The organism is Prolixibacter sp. DSM 2831 (assembly GCF_056493735.1).
This window is the reverse complement of sequence record NZ_CM151379.1, coordinates 1,195,450-1,215,726: the sequence shown is the minus strand read 5'-3', so window position 1 is coordinate 1,215,726 and position 20,277 is coordinate 1,195,450. Positions and strand designations below refer to the sequence as shown.

At 44.9% G+C, this 20,277-nt stretch carries 13 protein-coding genes; 7 read left to right on the top strand and 6 right to left on the bottom strand.

Annotation, left to right across the window (positions count from 1 at the left end; all coding sequences use genetic code 11):
• Window positions 1–23: 23 nt before the first annotated feature.
• The 3 genes from thrA to bcp form a co-directional block, all read right to left on the bottom strand.
• On the bottom strand, window positions 24–2,447 hold the full coding sequence (gene thrA / locus AC060N_RS04760; protein WP_479526095.1) for a bifunctional aspartate kinase/homoserine dehydrogenase I: 2,424 nt from the start codon (window positions 2,445–2,447) through the stop codon (window positions 24–26).
• 105 nt (window positions 2,448–2,552) lie between these two features.
• Window positions 2,553–3,575, bottom strand: a complete 1,023-nt coding sequence (recA, locus tag AC060N_RS04755; protein ID WP_479526094.1) for a recombinase RecA — start codon at window positions 3,573–3,575, stop codon at window positions 2,553–2,555.
• A 21-nt stretch (window positions 3,576–3,596) separates the two neighbouring features.
• Entirely contained in the window at window positions 3,597–4,061 is a 465-nt protein-coding gene (gene bcp, locus AC060N_RS04750; RefSeq protein WP_106542294.1) for a thioredoxin-dependent thiol peroxidase, read from the bottom strand.
• Window positions 4,062–4,241: 180 nt separating this feature from the next.
• Here bcp and AC060N_RS04745 point away from each other — a divergent pair, with 180 nt between their 5' ends.
• From AC060N_RS04745 to floA, 4 genes are all read left to right on the top strand, one after another.
• A complete protein-coding gene (locus tag AC060N_RS04745) occupies window positions 4,242–5,768 on the top strand; it encodes an SPOR domain-containing protein (protein ID WP_479526093.1) in 1,527 nt (508 codons plus the stop codon).
• 108 nt (window positions 5,769–5,876) lie between these two features.
• A complete protein-coding gene (locus tag AC060N_RS04740) occupies window positions 5,877–6,152 on the top strand; it encodes an ATP-dependent Clp protease adaptor ClpS (RefSeq protein ID WP_479526092.1) in 276 nt (91 codons plus the stop codon).
• 36 nt (window positions 6,153–6,188) lie between these two features.
• Window positions 6,189–6,668: an NfeD family protein gene (locus tag AC060N_RS04735; protein ID WP_479526091.1), complete on the top strand. Its 480-nt coding sequence runs from the start codon at window positions 6,189–6,191 to the stop codon at window positions 6,666–6,668.
• Window positions 6,665–7,660 (top strand): flotillin-like protein FloA, encoded by a 996-nt coding sequence (gene floA, locus AC060N_RS04730; RefSeq protein WP_106542297.1) that lies wholly within the window; start codon window positions 6,665–6,667, stop codon window positions 7,658–7,660. The genes AC060N_RS04735 and floA overlap by 4 nt, the downstream gene beginning before the upstream one ends.
• Window positions 7,661–8,980: 1,320 nt before the next feature.
• Here floA and AC060N_RS04725 read toward each other — a convergent pair.
• A complete protein-coding gene (locus AC060N_RS04725; RefSeq protein ID WP_479526090.1) occupies window positions 8,981–10,435 on the bottom strand; it encodes an SDR family oxidoreductase in 1,455 nt (484 codons plus the stop codon).
• 300 nt (window positions 10,436–10,735) lie between these two features.
• Between AC060N_RS04725 and AC060N_RS04720 the strand changes: the two genes are divergently transcribed.
• Window positions 10,736–11,587, top strand: coding sequence for a UDP-2,3-diacylglucosamine diphosphatase (locus tag AC060N_RS04720; RefSeq protein ID WP_479526089.1), 852 nt, complete (start codon window positions 10,736–10,738; stop codon window positions 11,585–11,587).
• Window positions 11,584–12,657, top strand: coding sequence for a glycosyltransferase family protein (locus tag AC060N_RS04715; RefSeq protein ID WP_479526088.1), 1,074 nt, complete (start codon window positions 11,584–11,586; stop codon window positions 12,655–12,657). Before AC060N_RS04720 ends, AC060N_RS04715 begins: the two co-directional genes overlap by 4 nt.
• Before the next feature lie 110 nt (window positions 12,658–12,767).
• On the opposite strand, the gene AC060N_RS04710 is transcribed toward AC060N_RS04715, so the two are convergent.
• Window positions 12,768–16,697: a PAS domain S-box protein gene (locus AC060N_RS04710; RefSeq protein ID WP_479526087.1), complete on the bottom strand. Its 3,930-nt coding sequence runs from the start codon at window positions 16,695–16,697 to the stop codon at window positions 12,768–12,770.
• A gap of 136 nt (window positions 16,698–16,833) precedes the next feature.
• The gene (gene treF, locus AC060N_RS04705) at window positions 16,834–18,468 is read right to left on the bottom strand and encodes an alpha,alpha-trehalase TreF (protein WP_479526086.1); all 1,635 of its coding nucleotides are present in this window, start codon (window positions 18,466–18,468) and stop codon (window positions 16,834–16,836) included.
• A gap of 496 nt (window positions 18,469–18,964) precedes the next feature.
• Between treF and AC060N_RS04700 the strand changes: the two genes are divergently transcribed.
• A complete protein-coding gene (locus tag AC060N_RS04700) occupies window positions 18,965–20,263 on the top strand; it encodes an MFS transporter (protein ID WP_479526085.1) in 1,299 nt (432 codons plus the stop codon).
• Window positions 20,264–20,277 lie beyond the last annotated feature (14 nt).

The window sequence follows — 20,277 nt, the reverse complement described above, 5'->3', positions numbered from 1 at the left end:
ATCTATTTTCAGTTCCACATTCATTATATATTCGACACCTTGATCAAATCAGCAAATACACCGGCCGCCGTAACCGCAGCACCAGCCCCGTATCCTTTGATTTGCATCGGGAATTCGTTGTACCGTTCGCTGGTCAACAACACAATGTTGTTACTTCCTTCCAGATCGAAAAACGGATGGTCTGAATTGACCACGCGCAAAGCAACTTCAGCCTGACCATTCTCGAATTTACCAACAAAGCGCCAACGTTGGTTATTAGCGACCAATTCTTTCCGGCGTTGCTCAAATTCTTCATCCATCTCATTGATGGTATTCCAGAATTCATCCAATGTACCGTCGAAGTATTTCTGCGGAATAAACGACTCCATCTTCACATCCTCTTTCTCTATTTCGTAACCGGATTCGCGGGCCAGAATAACCAGTTTTCGCACCACATCGATACCACTCAAATCGATACGCGGATCGGGTTCGGCAAAACCTTGTTCCTTCGCCATCCGGATAGCCTGGCTCAACGGAATTTCTTCGCTCAGCGTATTGAAAATGAAGTTCAGTGTTCCCGAGAGCACCGCTTCGATGCGTTGAATCCGGTCACCCGAACGCTGCAGATCGTTAATCGTTGAAATCAATGGTAGGCCAGCGCCCACGTTGGTTTCGAACAGGAACTTCACGCCTTTTTTGCTGGCGGTATCTTTCAGTTTTTTATAACGTGCAAACGACGATGATGCTGCGACTTTGTTAGCGGCCACCACGGAAATGAAGTTATCGATGATATGGAAGTAGTGTTCAGCAATTTCCGCATTCGCCGTACAGTCAACAAACACCGAGTTGAACATATTCAAATCAATCATCTTCTGGCAAAAAGCCGACATATTCGACTTCTCTTCCGAAGATTTTAACAGGTTGTCTACTTCGCTTACCTGGATACCGTCGCGGTCGAAATACATTTTGCGTGAATTCGCTACGCCGGCCAGTTTAATTTTCAATCGATGCTCCCGCATCAAACGGGGTTGCTGTCGCTCAATCTGCTTCAGCAAGTCTCGCCCAACCGTTCCGATTCCGACAAGGAAAATATTCAGCTCGATGTAGGGTGACAGGAAGAACGACTCGTGCACCACGTTCAGCGTTTTCCGCAAATCGGAGTGCTTCACGACCCAGGAAATATTCTGTTCGGAAGCTCCCTGGGCAATCGCGACCACATTGATTCCGTTTTTCCCGATAGTATGAAACAACTTTCCAGCAATTCCAGCCGAATGCTTCATGTGCTCACCGACAATCGCCACGATGGAGAGATTTTCTTCTACCGTGATTTTATTGATACGTCCGGAAGCAATCTCTGCAGCAAATTCATTTTCGATGCCTTCCTTCGCCACTTCAGCACAGCCAGAATCTACTGCAAAACTGATGGAGTTCTCAGAAGAAGCCTGTGAAATAAGAATCACGTTGATCTCTTTCTGCGCCAGCACACCAAAAATGCGGGAAGATATTCCGGTTACGCCAATCATACCCAGTCCCTGAACGGTTATGAGGGTAATGCCTGACATGGAAGAAATTCCCTTAATAGGACGATCCTTCCAATCTGTTTCTTCCAATCCAATCAGTGTTCCTTCTGCTTCGGGCGCCATCGTATTTTTTATCTGAACCGGAATACCTTTTTTATACACCGGCAAAATGGTTGGCGGGTAAATCACCTTCGCTCCAAAGTGCGACAATTCCATTGCCTCCGAATAGGTTAGCGAAGGAATCGGATATGCTTTACTGATGACGCGCGGATCGGCAGTCATAAAGCCATCCACGTCGGTCCAGATTTCTAGCTTTTCCGCGTCAAGCGCCGCGGCAAACAAAGCTGCCGTGTAGTCGGAACCACCACGACCGAGGGTTGTCATTACGCCATTTGACGAGGACGAGATAAAACCGGGTGCTACCGCCACACCTTTGAGGCTACTGCATTTTTCAGCAATTAATCGGTAGGTTTTGTCCAAATCGACGTAAGCCCGGCCAAAGTTTTCATTCGTTTTAATAACAGCAGCACTATCGATCAACTCTCCATCCAGAAATTCACTAATCAGCAATGACGACATTCGCTCGCCAAAACCGACAATTTTATCGAGGGTTTTCGGAGTTAATTCATAAATCAGTGAAACTCCCTGGAAGATTTTTTCCAGCTCTTCAAAATAAGGATGCAGTTTCGCCAGCACCCTATTTAATTGCTCGCCTGCAAAAAGTTGTCCGGCCATCTCTTCGTGCCGCGTTCGAATCGCTGATAAACCTGTTGTAAATTCTCCACCTTCGGCTGTTGTTCGGGCTGTCAGCAGCAACGTATCTGTAATGCCGCCAAGTGCCGATACCACCACGATGACAGGGGTATTTTGTCCTTTTACAATCTCGCCGATCCTTCTTACATTTTCATACGAACCGACTGATGTTCCTCCGAATTTCAAAATCTTCATGGGCAAAATATTATGAATTATCAGCTATTCACTTGCACAAAGGTTAAAAAAAATCTGGACCGGGATTTCCCCGGTCCAGAATCACATGTATTTCTTAAGAAAAATTTATTGCTCGACCGACGAAGTAATGGCTTCCAGAATTTTTGTTTCTAATTCTTCGGCCAACTCCGGATTGTCCTTCAGCAGGTTTTTCACGCTTTCGCGACCTTGTCCGAGTTTTGTTTCGCCGTAACTGAACCACGAACCGCTCTTCTTAATGATGTTCATATCGACTCCCAGGTCGATAATTTCACCTGTCTTTGAAATACCTTCACCGTACATGATGTCGAATTCCGCTTTGCGGAAAGGCGGTGCCACTTTGTTTTTCACCACTTTCACACGTGTATGGTTTCCCTGCACCTCTTCCCCATCTTTAATCTGTCCGATACGACGGATATCCAGACGAACGGAAGCATAGAACTTCAGCGCATTACCACCGGTGGTTGTTTCCGGGTTACCGAACATCACGCCAATTTTCTCACGCAACTGGTTAATGAAGATACAGCAGGTTTTGGTACGGCTGATGTTACCCGTCAGTTTACGCAAAGCCTGCGACATCAGACGAGCCTGCAAACCAACACGTGCATCACCCATTTCACCTTCAATTTCCGCTTTCGGAGTTAACGCAGCTACCGAGTCAATCACTACCAAATCAACGGCTCCCGAACGAATCAGGTTATCAGCAATTTCCAGTGCCTGCTCACCGTTGTCGGGTTGCGAAATCAACAACTCATCGATATCGACACCTAGCTTACGGGCATAAAACGGGTCAAACGCGTGTTCCGCATCGATGATAGCTGCGATGCCGCCTTGCTTTTGCGTTTCAGCAATGGCATGAATTGCCAGCGTGGTTTTACCGGATGATTCCGGTCCGTAAATTTCAATAACGCGACCTTTGGGATAACCGCCAACACCTAATGCCACATCAAGCGAGACAGAGCCCGAAGGAATGGCCGGGACATCTTCATGAGCGCGGTCTCCCATGCGCATAATAGAGCCCTTCCCGTAACTCTTCTCAATTTTGTCCATTGTCAGCTGAAGTGCTTTCAGCTTTTCTTTGTTTACATTCTGCTGTTCTTCTTTAGCCATATAATTAAGCGTAATTTAGTTTCAGAGGTTGAGTTCTCCGGCTATTTGTTTTGTGTGTTCCTTGGTTTTCACTTTCCGGAAGATTTTCTCAATAATCCCTTCTTCATTAATAACAAATGTGGTACGCAAAACTCCCATGTAAGTCTTGCCGTACATTTTCTTCTCGCCCCAGGCACCATAGGCCTGCAGAAGTTCTTTGTCCGGATCGGAAATTAAATTGAATTTCAATCCAAACTTATCGATAAATTTCCGGTGCGATTGTTCGGAGTCGGGACTGACTCCTACCACTTCATATCCTTTTGAAATCCAGTAATCGTAGTTATCATTCAGGTCACAGGCTTCAGCAGTGCATCCCGGCGTATTATCTTTCGGGTAAAAATACAGAATTAACTTCTTCCCTTTGAAATCATTGAGCGAAATAGTTTCACCTTCTTGGTTTTTACCTTTAAAATCAGGAGCTTTATCTCCTTCGTTTAGTTCTTTCATCGTCATAAATTTGGGCTGATTAATACAAATATACTTTAAAATAGGATCACCACATAAAACAGATTATTAAAAGTGGTGTTCAAATTGATGACCGAGTTAGCGGAAAATAACCCAAAATTTGTATTTTTAACTCACGGACATCAATCGAAAAGAGCTTTTCACTCCCAAAGAGAAAAAAACATGAAACCAAAGCACCGGATTTTAAACGTTTTCTTTGTACTCACTTTACTCTCCATGTTGCCGTTGAATGTATCAGCGCAACGGGAAAGAGATTTAGAGGCTAAGGCCGCTGATTATTTCCACGATCAGAATTATCAGGAAGCACTTCCGCTCTACAAAGAGTTGGTGAAGATGTATCCTGAAGATGAAGAACTCAATTACTGCTATGGGGTTTCCATGGTAGAAACTGAGCATTATGGCCCCGATGCATGGAAAGCACTGTTAACGGCTTCTCTCGGGCGGGTGCCGTCTGATGTTTATTTCTATTTGGGAAAATGTTTCCATGCCGAGTCCGACTGGGATTTGGCCACAAAATACTATCAGCGTTTTGCCGATTATGGCCGAAATAAAGATTTGAAGCGGCTGGGATTAAGAGAATACATGGATCTGTGTAGTCGAAAAATCAATCCGTTCAAAGCTGCCACAGCCGAGAAAAAACCGCAAAAAGATACGGTAAAGCCGGTGGCAAATCAGGAAAAGCCGTCTTACGAATCATTCATCGCACTCACAGCAGAGCAGAAAAAACACCATCCTGAACTCTTTTCGGACAATGCACAATCGGTAAAGCCCGAAAATATTGACAGCTCCAACAACGTACCGGTATCGGAAGTAACAGCAGAGCAAAAAGAAAAATACCCGCATTTGTTTGCTACCGAGAAGATCAACTCAGGAGAAGATTCCTCGAAAGAGATGACACCTCCTCCGTTTGCGCTACAGAAAAAAACATTCTCGCCACCTGCAGGATTGGATAACGCCTGGTTCAATTTCCAGGTGAACAGCCGTATCAAATACCATGAGCTGAAGGATTTCCGCACCCAGAAAGGAAAATCGATTTTCGCCAAAGGTTGGATTGCCAGTATCCGGCAAGACTCGTTGGCAGCAGCAACCCACCATTTGCGTAAAGAATACGAAGGTCAGGACCCGAAAGATAATGCCGCGCTGGCACAAAAAATTCTCGAGGCCGAGCAGCTTTCCTACAAATTAATGAGGGAAAGAGAAGATTACTTCCGTCAGGCCCGGCAAGCCGAGCAACAATACTGGGATGGCCAACCCGATAATGAAATTCAGCAATTTGCAGACGTACTTCAGAAGAAGCAGGAACAACACGTAAAAGAGCGGCAGGAAGCATTAGCCGCCGAACAGCCGGCTCCAGCAGCAAAGCCTAAACCGGTTGTCAAAAAGCCAGCTGTTACACCGCCCGCTGATCAAATTGAATACCGGGTTCAAATCGGTTCCTTCAGCAAAGGATTACCGGCTTATATTCAGCGACTGTACGACAAGCTTTCAAAATTCAGGAAAATTGACCACTACACCGATGATAAAGGAATCGTTGTATATACCGTAGGAAAACTAAACGATTACCATGATGCCGTCAACCTGAAAAAACAACTTCGGCAGGAAGGTGCCAGTGATGCATTTGTTGTTGCGTATAAGAACGGGGAAAGGATTAAGGTGAGTGATGCGCTGAAAATTCAGAAGGGTAAATAAATGTTTTTATTAACCAATGTCCTTTCTTTCCGTGAAATTTGGAAATTGTTACTAATTTTAATGGAAAGTAACCTACGCAAGGTTCAGCATGTAAAACAACAATTTCACATGGGAACACAGAAGAAAAAACAACATAGTGCAACAGAAGAGGTCGAGAAGGAAAAAAGATATTCGTTGTTTCTTCATAACGATGATTTCCATTCGTTCGATTACGTGATTGATGCGTTGATGGATATTTGTAACCACAGCACGCAACAAGCTACGCAATGCACTTATCTCGTTCATTTTAAAGGCAAGTGCGACATAAAGCAAGGCTCCATGGAATATCTCAGGCCTATGCGTCAGGCCCTGTCCGGAAGAAGCCTAAAGGCAACAATAAAATAAGCAATCAATTAATTATTCACCTACTTTCATACTCTAATGACTATTCTGATCATACTGCTCCTCATCTTTCTGGGAATCGTTTTATTACTTCTCGAATTTGCTGTTATTCCCGGAATCACTATCGCAGGAATTGGAGGTATGGTGCTATTCGGTTACAGTATCTACCTGGCGTTTGACACCTATGGCGTAGCCGCCGGAATAGGGACACTGCTTTTCATCATCATCGTCGTTCCGATATTGATGTTCAGGATTCTGAAAGGAAGACTCGGGGACAAAATGTCTTTGAAGTCGACCATTATCGGCAAAACCAATTTGATTGAAGATACCCGTTTCCATGCAGGCGACAAAGGAGTTACCGTTACACGGCTCGGTCCTATCGGGAAAGTGGAATTTGACGGACAGGTAATGGAGGGGAAATCAATCGGTCCCATGTTGGATGCCGGCACCGAAGTTGAAATTGTAAAAGTTTTAAAGAATCAAATAATCGTTAAACCTATAAAAAAAGAAGAGTTATGATTCCAGGTACTGTGGGAATAATTGTCGGGATAGTCGTCCTGCTGATTATCTTCCTTTATTTTATACCGATTGGACTTTGGTTTTCAGCCATCGTATCAGGGGTAAGAATTTCTTTGATGCAACTATTCCTGATGCGCTTCCGTAAAGTTCCTCCGGGTGTGATTACCCGGGCGATGATTGAAGCGCATAAAGCAGGTTTGGGAGGAATCAAACGTGATTTACTCGAAGCTCACTACCTCGCCGGCGGACATGTTGCCAGCGTTGTACATGCACTGGTTTCTGCTGAAAAAGCCAACATCGATCTACCGTTTAATATGGCCACCGCTATCGACCTGGCAGGTCGTGACGTATTCGAAGCTGTTCAAATGTCGGTTAACCCGAAAGTCATCGATACTCCGCCGGTAACAGCTGTATCAAAAGACGGTATTCAGCTTATCTGTAAAGCCCGTGTAACCGTACGTGCTGCCATCAAACAGTTGGTAGGTGGAGCTGGCGAAGAAACCGTTCTCGCACGTGTTGGCGAAGGTATTGTATCGTCCATCGGTTCATCCTTCTCACACAAAGAGGTGCTGGAAAATCCGGATTCCATTTCACGTGTCGTGTTGGAAAAAGGACTTGACGCCGGTACTGCTTTTGAGATTCTGTCAATCGATATTGCTGATATTGACATCGGTAAAAACATCGGCGCTGTTCTGCAGATGGACCAGGCTGAAGCTGATAAAAATATTGCACAGGCGAAAGCTGAGGAACGCCGGGCCATGGCCGTTGCACTCGAACAGGAGATGCGCGCCAAAGCTCAGGAGGCCCGCGCCAAGGTTATCGAGGCAGAGGTTCAGGTACCGCTGGCTATTTCAGAAGCCTTCAAAAACGGAAACCTCGGCATTATGGACTACATGAAATATAAGAACATCAATGCCGACACCGCTATGCGCGATTCGATTGCCAGAGATGAAAACAGCAGTTCATCTTCCGACAACAGTCAATCAGAATAATAAAGTCGATTCATACCTAAAGAAGAAGGAACGAAATATTTCGTTCCTTTTTTATGCGCATCACTTTTTTCGCAAAACCTCAACCTCGCAATCGTTTGCGAATTATTTTTAACATTGCCTTAATGAAATTTGGTGTTTTAGAACATACATTTGTCATGTGATTTTTATTCATAGGTTTGGATTTAGTTAGTTTTTATTGGTTTAGTTAGTTTTAGTTAGGTTGGAAAAGGATAGATGCCCGTCTATCCTTTTTTTATGTCCAAAAACATTACAAACTAACTAATTACAAAACTCCCCTTCTCTTTTTCCTATGTCGGAAAAGGATGAGGGAGAAAGCCAAAAAAGTGGCGTACCAAAACGATCATCTTTTTCATATTCTTTTAAAAGTAGCTTAACACAGAAACATGTTTTTCAGCATATATTTGTAATAGATTTTTATTCATAGGTTTGGATTTAGTTAGTTTTATTGGTTTAGTTAGGTTGGAAAGGATAGATGCCCGTCTATCCTTTTTCTTTTGCCCAAATTTTTCTGCCGACACCCACCTGTGAAAAATGGAAGATTTAAAAACAACTTGAAATATTGAATTGGATGGAAGAGATAATTGGTATGACTTATTATCGATTTAATCTTCTTTTAAAAGTGACTTAACACAAAAACATGCTTTTCAGCATATCTTTGTAGTAGATTTTTTATTCATAGGTTTGGATTTAGTTAGTTTTATTGGTTTAGTTAGGTTGGAAAGGATAGATGCCCGTCTATCCTTTTTCTTTTGCCTAAACTTTCCGGCGATCCCGACATTACAATTCAGATCAAAAAATGCTCTTCACCTTTTCCAAGAAGCCATGCGTTGCCAGCAAAGCAACCTTCCTTCCTGGAGAAAATATTTCAGCTTTGTCTCTAATTTTTAAGAGATGCTTAACACAGAAATATGTTTTTCAGCATATATTCGCAGCGATTTTTCAAGCATAGGTTTGGAATTAGTTAGTTTTATGGATTAGTTAGTTTAGTTAGGTTGGAAAAGGATAGATCTCATCTATCCTTTTTTTCATTAACAACATCAAGCCACATTGTGTCGCAAAAACACGAGTTGGCAAAGTGATGATTCCTGAATTGTAAGATTACTTCAAATCTTTTTAAAATATTTTTAAAAGTGGCTTAACACAAAAACATGTTTTTCAGCATATCTTTGTAATAGATTTTTTATTCATAGGTTTGGATTTAGTTAGTTTTATTGATTTAGTTAGGTTGGAAAGGATAGATGCCCGTCTATCCTTTTTTTTATGTCCAAAATTTTGGAACGACTCAGAATGAGCTCAACTCTATTCAGCTGATTCAGGGCGAAAACGAACAATTCGACGAATCATTCCCCGGAAAATAAAAAAGTGAAAAGGTTTACTCAAATACCAGTATAAACGTCCAAACAATCCTCTCGGACGAAAAGTGGCCACCTGATAAAGCCAGGTATGTTCGTTTCCGCGAACCATCTTAAATTCCAGCCAAGCCTCGCCGGGCAGTTTCATTTCAGCAAAGAGCAATAATCTTCCCTCCTCTTTATCGGCATACAAAACCCGCCAAAAATCCAGCGCATCGCCGTTTTTTATCTCATTAGGAAGTCTCCGCCCACGTCGTAAACCGACACCTCCAACCAGCTTATCGAGCAGTCCGCGTAATCTCCAAAGCCAGTTGCCATAATACCAGCCCCGCTCGCCGCCTATTGACCAAATGTTTTCAAGCGCTGCTTTTTCTGATACATCTACTTTTTTTCTTTTTACATCTTTAAAACAACCAAAACGAGGTACCTCAATGTGCCCTGACAGGTTCCCCTTCAGACGGCCGCTGGCAAAAGCATCCTTCCAACTCGAAATCACCATGTTCTGCTCAATCCGGTCGTAAGCCAGGTTCACGGCTTCTCGAAAGGCGATAGGTTGATGCCCGAGCATTTCTGACAATCGATTATCCTTACACACAACTTCCACTTTCATGCTGTCGACCAGATTAACGGCCAATTTGTATGATGTAGCCGTGACAAAATAGAGCCAATAGGATGACAAACGGGGCGTCATAACCGGAACGGTAACAATGTATCGTTTCAGTCCTCGTGCCCTGGCAAACTGAATCATCATTTCCCGGTAGGTAAGAATTTCCGGACCTCCGATGTCGAAACGTTGATCGAAAAAGCGTTCGTCCAGTAAAACATGCGTCAGGTAATAAATAACGTCGCGAATAGCAATAGGCTGAGATTTGGTCAGTACCCACCGCGGCGTTAACATGAAAGGAAGTTTCTCAACCAAATCGCGCATAATCTCAAACGAGGCACTTCCCGACCCCACAATAATTCCTGCTTGTAAAATGGTTGTATGATAGTCGCCTCCCGCCAGGATATCTCCGACTTTTTGCCTCGATTGCAAATGTTTCGAAAGCTTTTTATCGTTACTGATACCGCCAAGATAAATGACCTGTCGAACACCGGCTTCTTCTGCGAATTTCCGAAAATTCATTGCCGTTTGAGCTTCCAGCACATCAAATGAATCGATGGACGAGGACATGGAATGTATTAAGTAATAAGCCACATCAATCCCGGTAGGGAATTGCTCTACTGATTGAATACTCAGAAAATCAATTTCCAAAACAGCAAGTTGCTCCGAAGGCAGGTTATTCGCTGCGAACCTTTGCTTGTCGCGTACACAGCAAACCACTTCATGTCCCTGTTCCAACAAAACCGGGAGAAGCCTTTTCCCAATATACCCTGTAGCACCCGTCAGTAATATCTTCACGTTAATAGTTATTTTATTCAGTAAGTAGCAAAAACAACGTCGCCCATTTATTAAACGTAAAATACCTGACGAAAGATTAAAAAACAAGGAATCTGTGACATTCCTAATCTTGATTACACTCCAGCAGAAAAGTAAAAAGCATCAGTGTTATGCAGAAATTAACTCCATACTACAATGATATGACAGGTAGTATTCCGCTAACAATAACCTTTCGTTTTATTCACCATACGGTCATATCGTCTTAACAACCAAATCGCTGAACATGACTTAATTGCCATATGCGAATTTTGATTAAAACGTATGACTAAACGAAGAAAAGTTGACCTGGTGGTTCTGTCTGACATTCACCTTGGAACCGGTGGAAGCCACGCTGTCGAATTGCTGAAATACCTTAAAAGCATTCGTCCCAAAACCTTAATTCTGAACGGTGACATCATCGACATATGGCAGTTCAGGAAACGCTATTTCCCAAAATCACATTTGAAAGTAATTAAGCACCTGCTGGGAATGGCGTCCAAGCGAACCACCGTGTATTACATTACCGGGAACCACGACGAGATGTTTCGTCGTTTCAGCGGACTGAAAATTGGCAAGCTGAAAATTGTCAACCAACTGGAGCTCGACCTGGATGGAAACCGCAGCTGGTTTTTCCACGGAGATGTTTTCGATGTGGTGATGCAGTATTCCAAATGGCTGGCCAAACTCGGAGCAATCGGATACGATACCCTGATTTGGCTGAATACGAAAGTCAACTGGATTAACCGTCAATTGGGATTTGAACCCGTTTCGTTCTCAAAAAAGGTGAAGAACTCGGTAAAAGGCGCTGTTAAATACATCAATTCCTTCGAAGACACGGCTGCATCGTTAGGCGCACGGAAAGGGTACAAAAACATCGTCTGCGGCCACATTCACCACCCCGAAATCAAAGAACTGGAATTCCCGCAAGGAAATATCACTTACCTGAATTCCGGCGATTGGATTGAAAACCTCACCAGCCTGGAGTACAACGATGGCGAGTGGAAGATTTTCAGTTTCCGTGACGACTTTGTTGAAGAAGACGGCTTTACTCCGAATGAGCGGGAACAACTGGTCGACTTCGATCCGAAAGAACTTTTCCAGATTTTGTTGAACGAATTTCAAGCGGAAGCGTGAAAGTTCTATACGCCATACAAGGAACCGGCAACGGCCATTTAAGCCGGGCACGGGACATTATTCCGGTAATCGAAGAATACGCTCAGCTCGACATCCTGGTCAGCGGAACGCAGGCTGAAGTTGAGTTGGACTACCCGGTTAAATACCGGAAAAAAGGACTGGGCTTTGTCTTCGGTAAAAACGGAGGAATCGATATCCTGAGCACTTATCGCGATGCCGACATTTCCAGCCTGATGAAGGAAATTAATACCCTTCCGGTAGAAAACTATGACCTGGTCATTAACGATTTCGAACCAGTTTCGGCATGGGCTTGTCGCCGAAAAAAAGTGCCGTGCATTTCCCTTAGTCACCAGGCTTCGTTGCTGAGCAAAAAAGTGCCCCGTCCGAAGAAGAAAGATCCGGTAGCTACTTTCCTCCTGGAAAACTATGCTCCGACCGATTTCCAGCTGAGTTTTCACTTTGCTTCGTACGACGAAAATATCTTCACTCCCGTTATCCGGAAGCAAGTCCGGAACACTGAGCCCGACAACAATGGACACTATACGGTGTATCTTCCGGCATTCGACGATAAGAAGCTGATAAAAAAACTTTCAGCATTTGGCGATACCCGCTGGGAAATTTTTTCCAAGCATACCCGGTCGACTTATCAGAAGGATAACATCACGATTCACCCTGTTTCGAACGAGGCATTTCTGAAAAGCATGGCTGAATCGATAGGCGTACTTTGCGGAGCCGGTTTTGAAACTCCGGCAGAAGCTTTATTCCTGGGCAAGAAATTGATGGTGGTTCCGATGAAAGGTCAGTATGAACAGCAATGCAATGCAGCTGCGCTGAAACAGATGGGTGTACCGGTTATCAAAACTCTAAAAGAAAAGAACCTGCCGAAGATTGGTGAATGGTTAACGAATGGCAAGCCCATTCCGGTTTTCTACCCCGACCAAACCCGGACTATCGTGAAGCAGATATTCGAAGAATATATCCGGATGCTCAAAGATAACGAGCCCGAAAACAATTTACTGATCAGAGAATATTATCGCACCAACACACATGAATATGAAACAACTGACTAACCGACTGAATTGAGACGAAGCAACACACACAGTCCCTCCTATTTATTTATCAAATAACAGTAATCCATTTTCCCGTACAAAAGCAGCCCGGAATCTCCCTCCGGGCACTTTTACATCCGACTGTTTCCTGCCAAAGGAATTGTGAAGTAAAAAACCGAACCTTTTTCCGGAACCGATTCCACACCAATTTGTCCGCCCATCAATTGTACAAGGCTTTCGGCTATGCTAAGGCCCAAACCGGTTCCCGCAATTGCTTGTTTCTGGGCACTCACGGTCCGGTAAAAACGTTCGAAAATCTTTTCCTGATCTTCTTTTCGAATCCCCATTCCCGTATCTCGAACAAAAAAGCGTGCCTCGCGTTCCTCGATGGCGTAGCCTATTTCAATCGTTCCTTCCCGGGTATATTTGATGGCGTTGGAGAGGAAGCTTGACATGACCTGTCGGATTTTCTCACGGTCAGCAGTCAAACGATCTTGTCCGGCCGTATTGGGAAGTCTTTTAAGCAGAGCTATGGGCTTACTCCTCACTTCGCGACGGAACGAAAGATGCAAATCTTCCAGCAGCTCGGATGGGCAAAAATCTGTTTCTTTCAACGGAATTGCTTCCGTATCCAGGCGGGAAACAGCCATCACATCGTCTATAATATTCAGCAGATGATCAGCGTTTGAATTAATAATACGAACAAACTGTCCACGTTCTTCCGAGTCGATATGCTCCTCCAGCAAATTGGTAAAACCAACAATAGCGTTCATCGGCGTTCTGATTTCGTGGCTAATATTAGCCAGGAAAGCCGATTTCAGCTTATCTCCTTCCTCTGCCTGCTCCTTTGCTTTCACCAACGCTTTTTCCATTTGCTTGTACTCGGTAATATCGGTCACAACACCTTTAAGGCGGGTAAGTACGCCGTTTTCGAACAACGGAACGATACGATTATTTAACCACCGGTATTGGCCTCCCGGAAGAACGATTCGCACCTCTTCCTCAATCATCTGCTTCTCAATCTTCAATCGCTCAAAAGTCTTCTTTACCAGATAGTGATCATCCGGCAATAATCGATCAAGAAATTCACGGTAGGATACCCCGTCTTCTCTCGAATCCATTCCAAATATGCTGTTGCAGTTTTCCGACACATGTAAGGTCTCGTTAACCAAATCGTACTCCCAGTCCCCCATCCGGGCAATTTCCTGTGCCTCTCTCAGCGATGCCTCACTTTTCTTCAGCTCGTTCTCAGCCCGCTTCTTATCGGTCACATCTTCCATGATAACGATGTACTGAGTAATTTCACCGGCATCGTTGGTAATGGGCGATATTGTTACGTTTTCCCAATAAAAGCTGCCGTTCTTTTTACGGTTCAAAAACTCACCTTTCCACTCCTTCCCCTGTCTTAAAGAAGAGAGCATTGCATGGAAATCTTCTTCCGGAAGGTGCCCCGGATTCATAATTCTCGGACTTCGGCCCTTAACATCTTCTAACGAATATCCGGTTAAGGCCGAAAAACGAGGATTGACATACTGTATCAGACCATCGGCACCGGTAATCACAAAGGAAGCCGGACTCTGCTCGACCGCAACACTTAAGGTCATCAACATCTCCTCAGCCTTTTTGCGGGGCGTAACATCGTGCACAATGGCGTGCACCATGGGTTTACCACGAAGAATAATAGGGCCGCTAAATACCTCCACATCACAGGTGGAATGATCCGCTTTCCGATGCTTAAACTCGTAGTGATTATGCGTTGAATAATCGACCTGATGCAACCGGTCTCTTATTTCGTTGGGGGAAAGTGTATTGATATCCGCAATATTCATCGAAGTGAGCTCTTCGTATGTCCATCCATAGAACTCGACTGCCGCATGATTGGCATCGACGATGTTGCCATTTTCCTTGTCTATCAAAAACATCACCGCATGGTTGTTGCTGAACAAGGTTCGGTAGCGCTCTTCACTTTCGTGCAGAGCTTTCAAGGCTTTATTTCGTTCGGTCACGTCGGTTGCCAAAACGAGCCGTGCACGGCGATCGTTAAAAGTCAATCGATGGGAACTAATAGCAACATTAATAAATTCGCCATTTTTCTTTTTGTGCCGCCATTCTCCGGCCCAGTCGAAGTCATCCTCATGCCTTCCCAAATCAATCATCAGCTGTGGAACTTCTTCTTCCGGGCGGATGTCCTTTATCGTCATCGACAAAAACTCCGTCCTGGAATATCCGTAATGCTTTACTGCTGCGTTGTTGACTTCCAGGAATCGGTAAGTTTCGAGGTCATAAATCCACATAGGATGCGGATTGTTCTGAAACAGGTATTTATACTTCTGCTTACTCTCCACAAGGGCCTCCTCAGCCCTTTTATCTTCCGTTATATCCTGAATAACGCCAAACATTTTTTCGGGCTTACCATCCTCACCCGGTTCCAGCACACCGATTCCGTGTAACCACCTTACTTCCTGATCATTTTTCCTGCGAACAGGATAAACCTTGTCGAACGGTTTCCCTTGTTCAATCACTTCATTTTGGAAGTAGTTCTCCACGTTTTTCCGGTATTCCGGAAGGATCAGCCCAAGCCAGGTCCCTATTGTTTTATCATCTGCTGACTCGATACCGAACAACCTGTCCAACGTTTCTGAACTGGTCCAGGTTCCGGAACCTATATCTAAAACATAGTGTCCCATCCTGCCAATACGCTGCGCTTCTTTCAACAGCGATTCACTCTCCTTGAGTGCTCGTTCAGCATGTTTTTGTTCGGTTATGTCCTCTACACTTGTCCATATATACTTTACACCCTTCTCTACCAGAATCTGCCCTTTTAATTTTACCGGTATGCAACGGCCGTCGCGGTGAATATACTTCCTTTCGTGTGGCCCAAAATGTTCCTGGTGTGATAAACTGTTCAACAGCTCTTTTTCTCTTTCCCGATAGGGTTGAGGTATCAAATCCCAATAGGACAACTTTAGCGCTTCTCTACGACTATATCCGATAATTTCGAGCATTGCAGGATTCATGTCAACCAGTTTGCCTTCCAGCGATGCCAATACCAGTCCAATCGAAGTAAGGTTAAAAAGATTTCGATTATACTCCCGGCTCTCTTTCAATTTATTCTCTGCCTCTTTTCGTTCCGTGATATCCATCACGATGCCCTCAAGAGCAATCAACTCGCCATCGCCATTGTATACTCCGCTTCCCTGTTCCCATACCCACTTAATACTTCCATCGGCTGCGCGAATCTGATACTCGCCCTGGTAAACACTCCTACCTTCGATAGCCTGCTGCCAATCATTCCACAGCGACTCCCGATATTCTTCGACAACCAATTCACCATACGATATAACCCGGTTATTAATGAATTCTTCCGGTTGATATCCGGTGAGTTTCACACACCCACGGCTCACATATTCCATCGTCCAGTCTACATCATTCCTGCAACGGTATATCAAACCGGGAACATGTCCAAGAAGAGAAGAGTGTAAGCTAAAATTATCCGGCAGCAGAACTCCTTCTTCAGTAACCTGATGGTTTTCGGCTTCATTAGATAACCTTTCAACTGTCTGTTCAACCAACAGCGTCAATACCGGAGCCATCTTAGCCAATTGCTGAAAACTGTCATCATCGATAGTCGCCTCATTCTGAATCCCCCAGAACAGTATCATCCCATTTAACCTGTTTCCCACCAATAACGGAAGACTAAATACCGGAAGTGAATCCACAGGAACTGTTTTTCCATCCGAATTAGTCTCTTCCTTCGAAGAGATTATCCGGGGCTTTCGATGGTTGCTCCATTGATGTATGACCGGGAACCAATCGGGGAAGTTGTTATCTGGTGCGATAACGGAAAGATTAGAAAAAACAATGTCGAATTCTTTTCCCCCGGAACGGGACAAAACCGATATAGCCCGGGCGTTTGCCAAATTCTGAAGAAAAGATAACAAAGACATCGAGAAAGAACCGCCTCTCGAAATAATTGCCAGAAAATCATCAAAGGCCTTATCAGCAATATCGCTGTCGTTTTGCATCAGGTCAGCTTCCGGGGTTACGTTTTTCATCATCATGAAACAAGCGTCCAGGTTAGCAGGTTAAAGTTGGTAAGTTAATTAAAATCTTTATGTTGTCGAAAAAAATCATTCCTTATCTATTCTGTTCAACGGAACAGCTAATTTGGGATAACGAGCAACATATAAAAAAAGGTCACTTCTCAGCAGCCAGTCGCTGGTACACTCCGTTCGTCCATCCAAAACCGTCCTGATTGGGATATTCGCCACCACCACCGGGCACTTCCGGATTGACCACATTGTATTTCTCTTCCATGCGGTGATACTTGTGATAAACCTCCTCATTCACCTTCATCCAGCGTTGTTTGATTTCGTTCGCCAATGCGTTAAAATCATAATTGCGAAGTCCCTGAATGGTCATCCACTGCAGTGGCGCCCAGCCATTGGGTGAATCCCATTGCTGACCGGTATTATAGGGTGTCGTGGCCACACCACCTGCCTTCAGCAACTCGTCCTCAACCATTTTCTTTACTCCGGCAGCTTGTTCGGCGGAAGCCATGTGGAAGAAAAGCGGGTAAACAGCGGCCAGCGAAACAATGCCTGTCTGTTTTCCCGTGGTATAATCGTAGTCGAAATAGTATCCTTTATCAGCATTCCAGCAATACTGGTTCAATGCCTCCAGCCTATTCTGTGCTTTTTGCTCATACCGGGCAAAGGAAGTCGAATCGCCCTTCAGCTTGTAAGCGTGAGCAATGGTCTTTTCCATGTTGTACATCAACGCATTCAGATCGACCGGAACAATGTCCGTAGTATGCATGGTATACAGCGGGAAACTACCGTCAGGAGCTTCCTTCAGCCAACGGCTCGAGAAGTCCCATCCCGATTCAGCAGCCGATCGAATATCGCGGTACATTTTCAATGTATCCAGTGATGGATTAAGAGCCAACGCCTTTTTTACCGTCTTCTCATCCTCGCGATAAGCTTCTGAACGAGGGAAGTCCCCTTTGTCATAATACCGGTTCAACAAAGTTCCGTCATCCATCCGAACGACATGCCCACAAGCGGACTGGGCATCGCTAACATTATTGGCTCCGTGCATCCAAAACCGATACTCTTCAACCATGTAAGGCAAATAGTGCACGTACACTGAGTCATCCTTCTTCAATCTAGCCAACAGGCTTACCATCAACGCAAAGAAAGATGGCTGCGAACGGGTGAGATAATATGTCCGGTTACCGTTTGGGATAAATCCAATGGTATCAATCAGGTAAGCAAAGTTATCAATCATCGAGTTAATGATATCAACCCGACCATCGGTTGCCAGTCCCAACATCGTAAAATAGCTATCCCAATAGTACACCTCGCGGAAACGACCGCCAGGCACTACATACATGTTAGGCAACGGAATAAGTGTTCCGGAATGCGCCACATCGGGTTGCCGCAGCAATACCGACCACAGATTCCGGATATGTTCACGGATAGGCAATGTGTCGGGGCTACTGATTGGATGATAGGTCGGGATAATAAAATGCTTCTCCACGAACTGCTTCAGCACTTTGGTATCGTCCTTATCAGCAACCGTTTCATAGGCTTTTCGAATCTCCGCCGGAGATTCCTTCGGAACACAATCGACGAAAGTTTTGCTGTCGGGGAAGATGTCGGACTTTTGTACGTCGTAAAATAATTGTCCATAAAGGGCCTGAGGCGTGCCGACATCGACGGGTTGAGTGGTTTGTTTCTGACAACTGGTCGCGGACGCAACCAACAAGGTTAACAACAGCCAGAAAAATGGTCGGTGGATTGCCTGCCGGAAAGCAAATGAATTTCTCATATGTTCAATATTTACTCCTAAATTGCCTTGTACCTACCCCATGTCGGGAGAGTTTACCAAACTAGTGATAACAGAACATTTGGGTAATTAGGTACGTTTATTTCCTTAATCCAAAGCTTCCGGCAAAACTTTGTTTGCTCCTACAATACATCCTACCAGAAACTTCTGAACCAAAAATACGACATCTCAAGCAAAAAAAACAGTCGAAAGCAGGAATTCCAATGGACACTTTCCGTCCTCAAGAATAATTAATTATGTTATCAACTAAAAAACAGACCAATAGACACCTTTACTCGCAATGTAACTTTATGTAAAAAACTTTCAATTGACTACGAGGCATCGTGAACCTCCAATTAACAAAAGCATAATATGAAATGCACGACCACAGAGGACAACATGAAGCGGGAATGACTAATTTTGAGGTTTCATTCCCCCGGCTTAAACATTTTGTGTTTTACCGAAGAAAAACCAACCGGGAGAATGGAACTTCTTTTCTATGCATACACCCGGAAACAGACATTGGTCGAAAACCCTGAAGGGACTAAAGAATACCTTTCGTTCGCTGCAATACCGCAACTACCGGCTTTTCTTCGGGGGACAGAGCATCTCACTCATCGGTACCTGGATTCAGCGCATCGCCATGCCATGGTTGGTGTATCACCTGACCGGCTCAGTAGTTCTATTAGGTGTTGTCGGCTTTGCCGGCCAAATCCCTACTTTCCTGCTGGCCTCCTATGCCGGCGTTATTACCGACCGCCGTAACCGCTATCACATTCTTATTGCGACACAGGTACTGGCCATGTTACAGGCACTCACCCTGGCGCTGCTTTTCTTTCTCGGCATCATCCAGGTTTGGCATATTATTGCCCTCAGCATTTTGCTTGGCCTCATCAATGCTTTTGATGTGCCGGCCCGGCAGTCCTTCGTTATAGAGATGGTGGAGAAGAAGCAGGATTTAGGCAACGCCATTGCCCTGAACTCCTCCATGGTGAACGGTGCCCGGTTACTGGGACCCTCCATTGCGGGCGTGCTGATTGCCGTTACCGGAGAAGGTGTTTGCTTCCTCATCAACGGGTTGAGTTACCTGGTGGTCATCGCTTCGTTGCTGAAGATGAGGGTCACTCCGCGTGAAATCAGGAAAAAGACGACACGTGTCATTGAAGAACTGAAGGAAGGATATCACTACACGTTTGGCTTTGCACCCATCAAATCCATCATCCTGCTACTGGCACTGGTCAGCCTGATGGGCATGCCCTACAATGTGCTAATGCCGGTTTTTGCCAAGGAGGTTCTTCACGGCGACTCGCATACGTTTGGTTTCCTGATGGGCGCTACCGGCCTGGGAGCCATCACCGGGGCCATGTACCTGGCCTCGCGTAAGAATGCCGCCGGGCTGGAGCGCATTATTCCGGTCGCCGCTGCCGTTTTTGGCCTGGGATTGATTGCCTTTTCACAGTCCCGGTTTTTCTGGTTGTCGATGCCACTGATGGTCATCACCGGCCTCGGGATGATGCTCACTATGGCCTCCAGCAATACGGTGATTCAAACCGTGGTCGACGATAGCAAGCGCGGCCGCGTGATGAGTTTTTATGCCATGGCTTTTATGGGTACTGCGCCTTTCGGTAGTTTATTTGCCGGCGCTGTAGCCAAAGCCGTCGGTGCCCCGCTGACGTTAACGATTGGCGGTGTGGCTGTCGTTTTGGGAGCCCTTCTGTTTGCCCGCCAACTTCCCAAAATCCAGGAAGGCATCTTCCCAGTGTACCAGGAAATGGGGATTCGCTCCGGAAAACAATAGCCCCCATAAACATT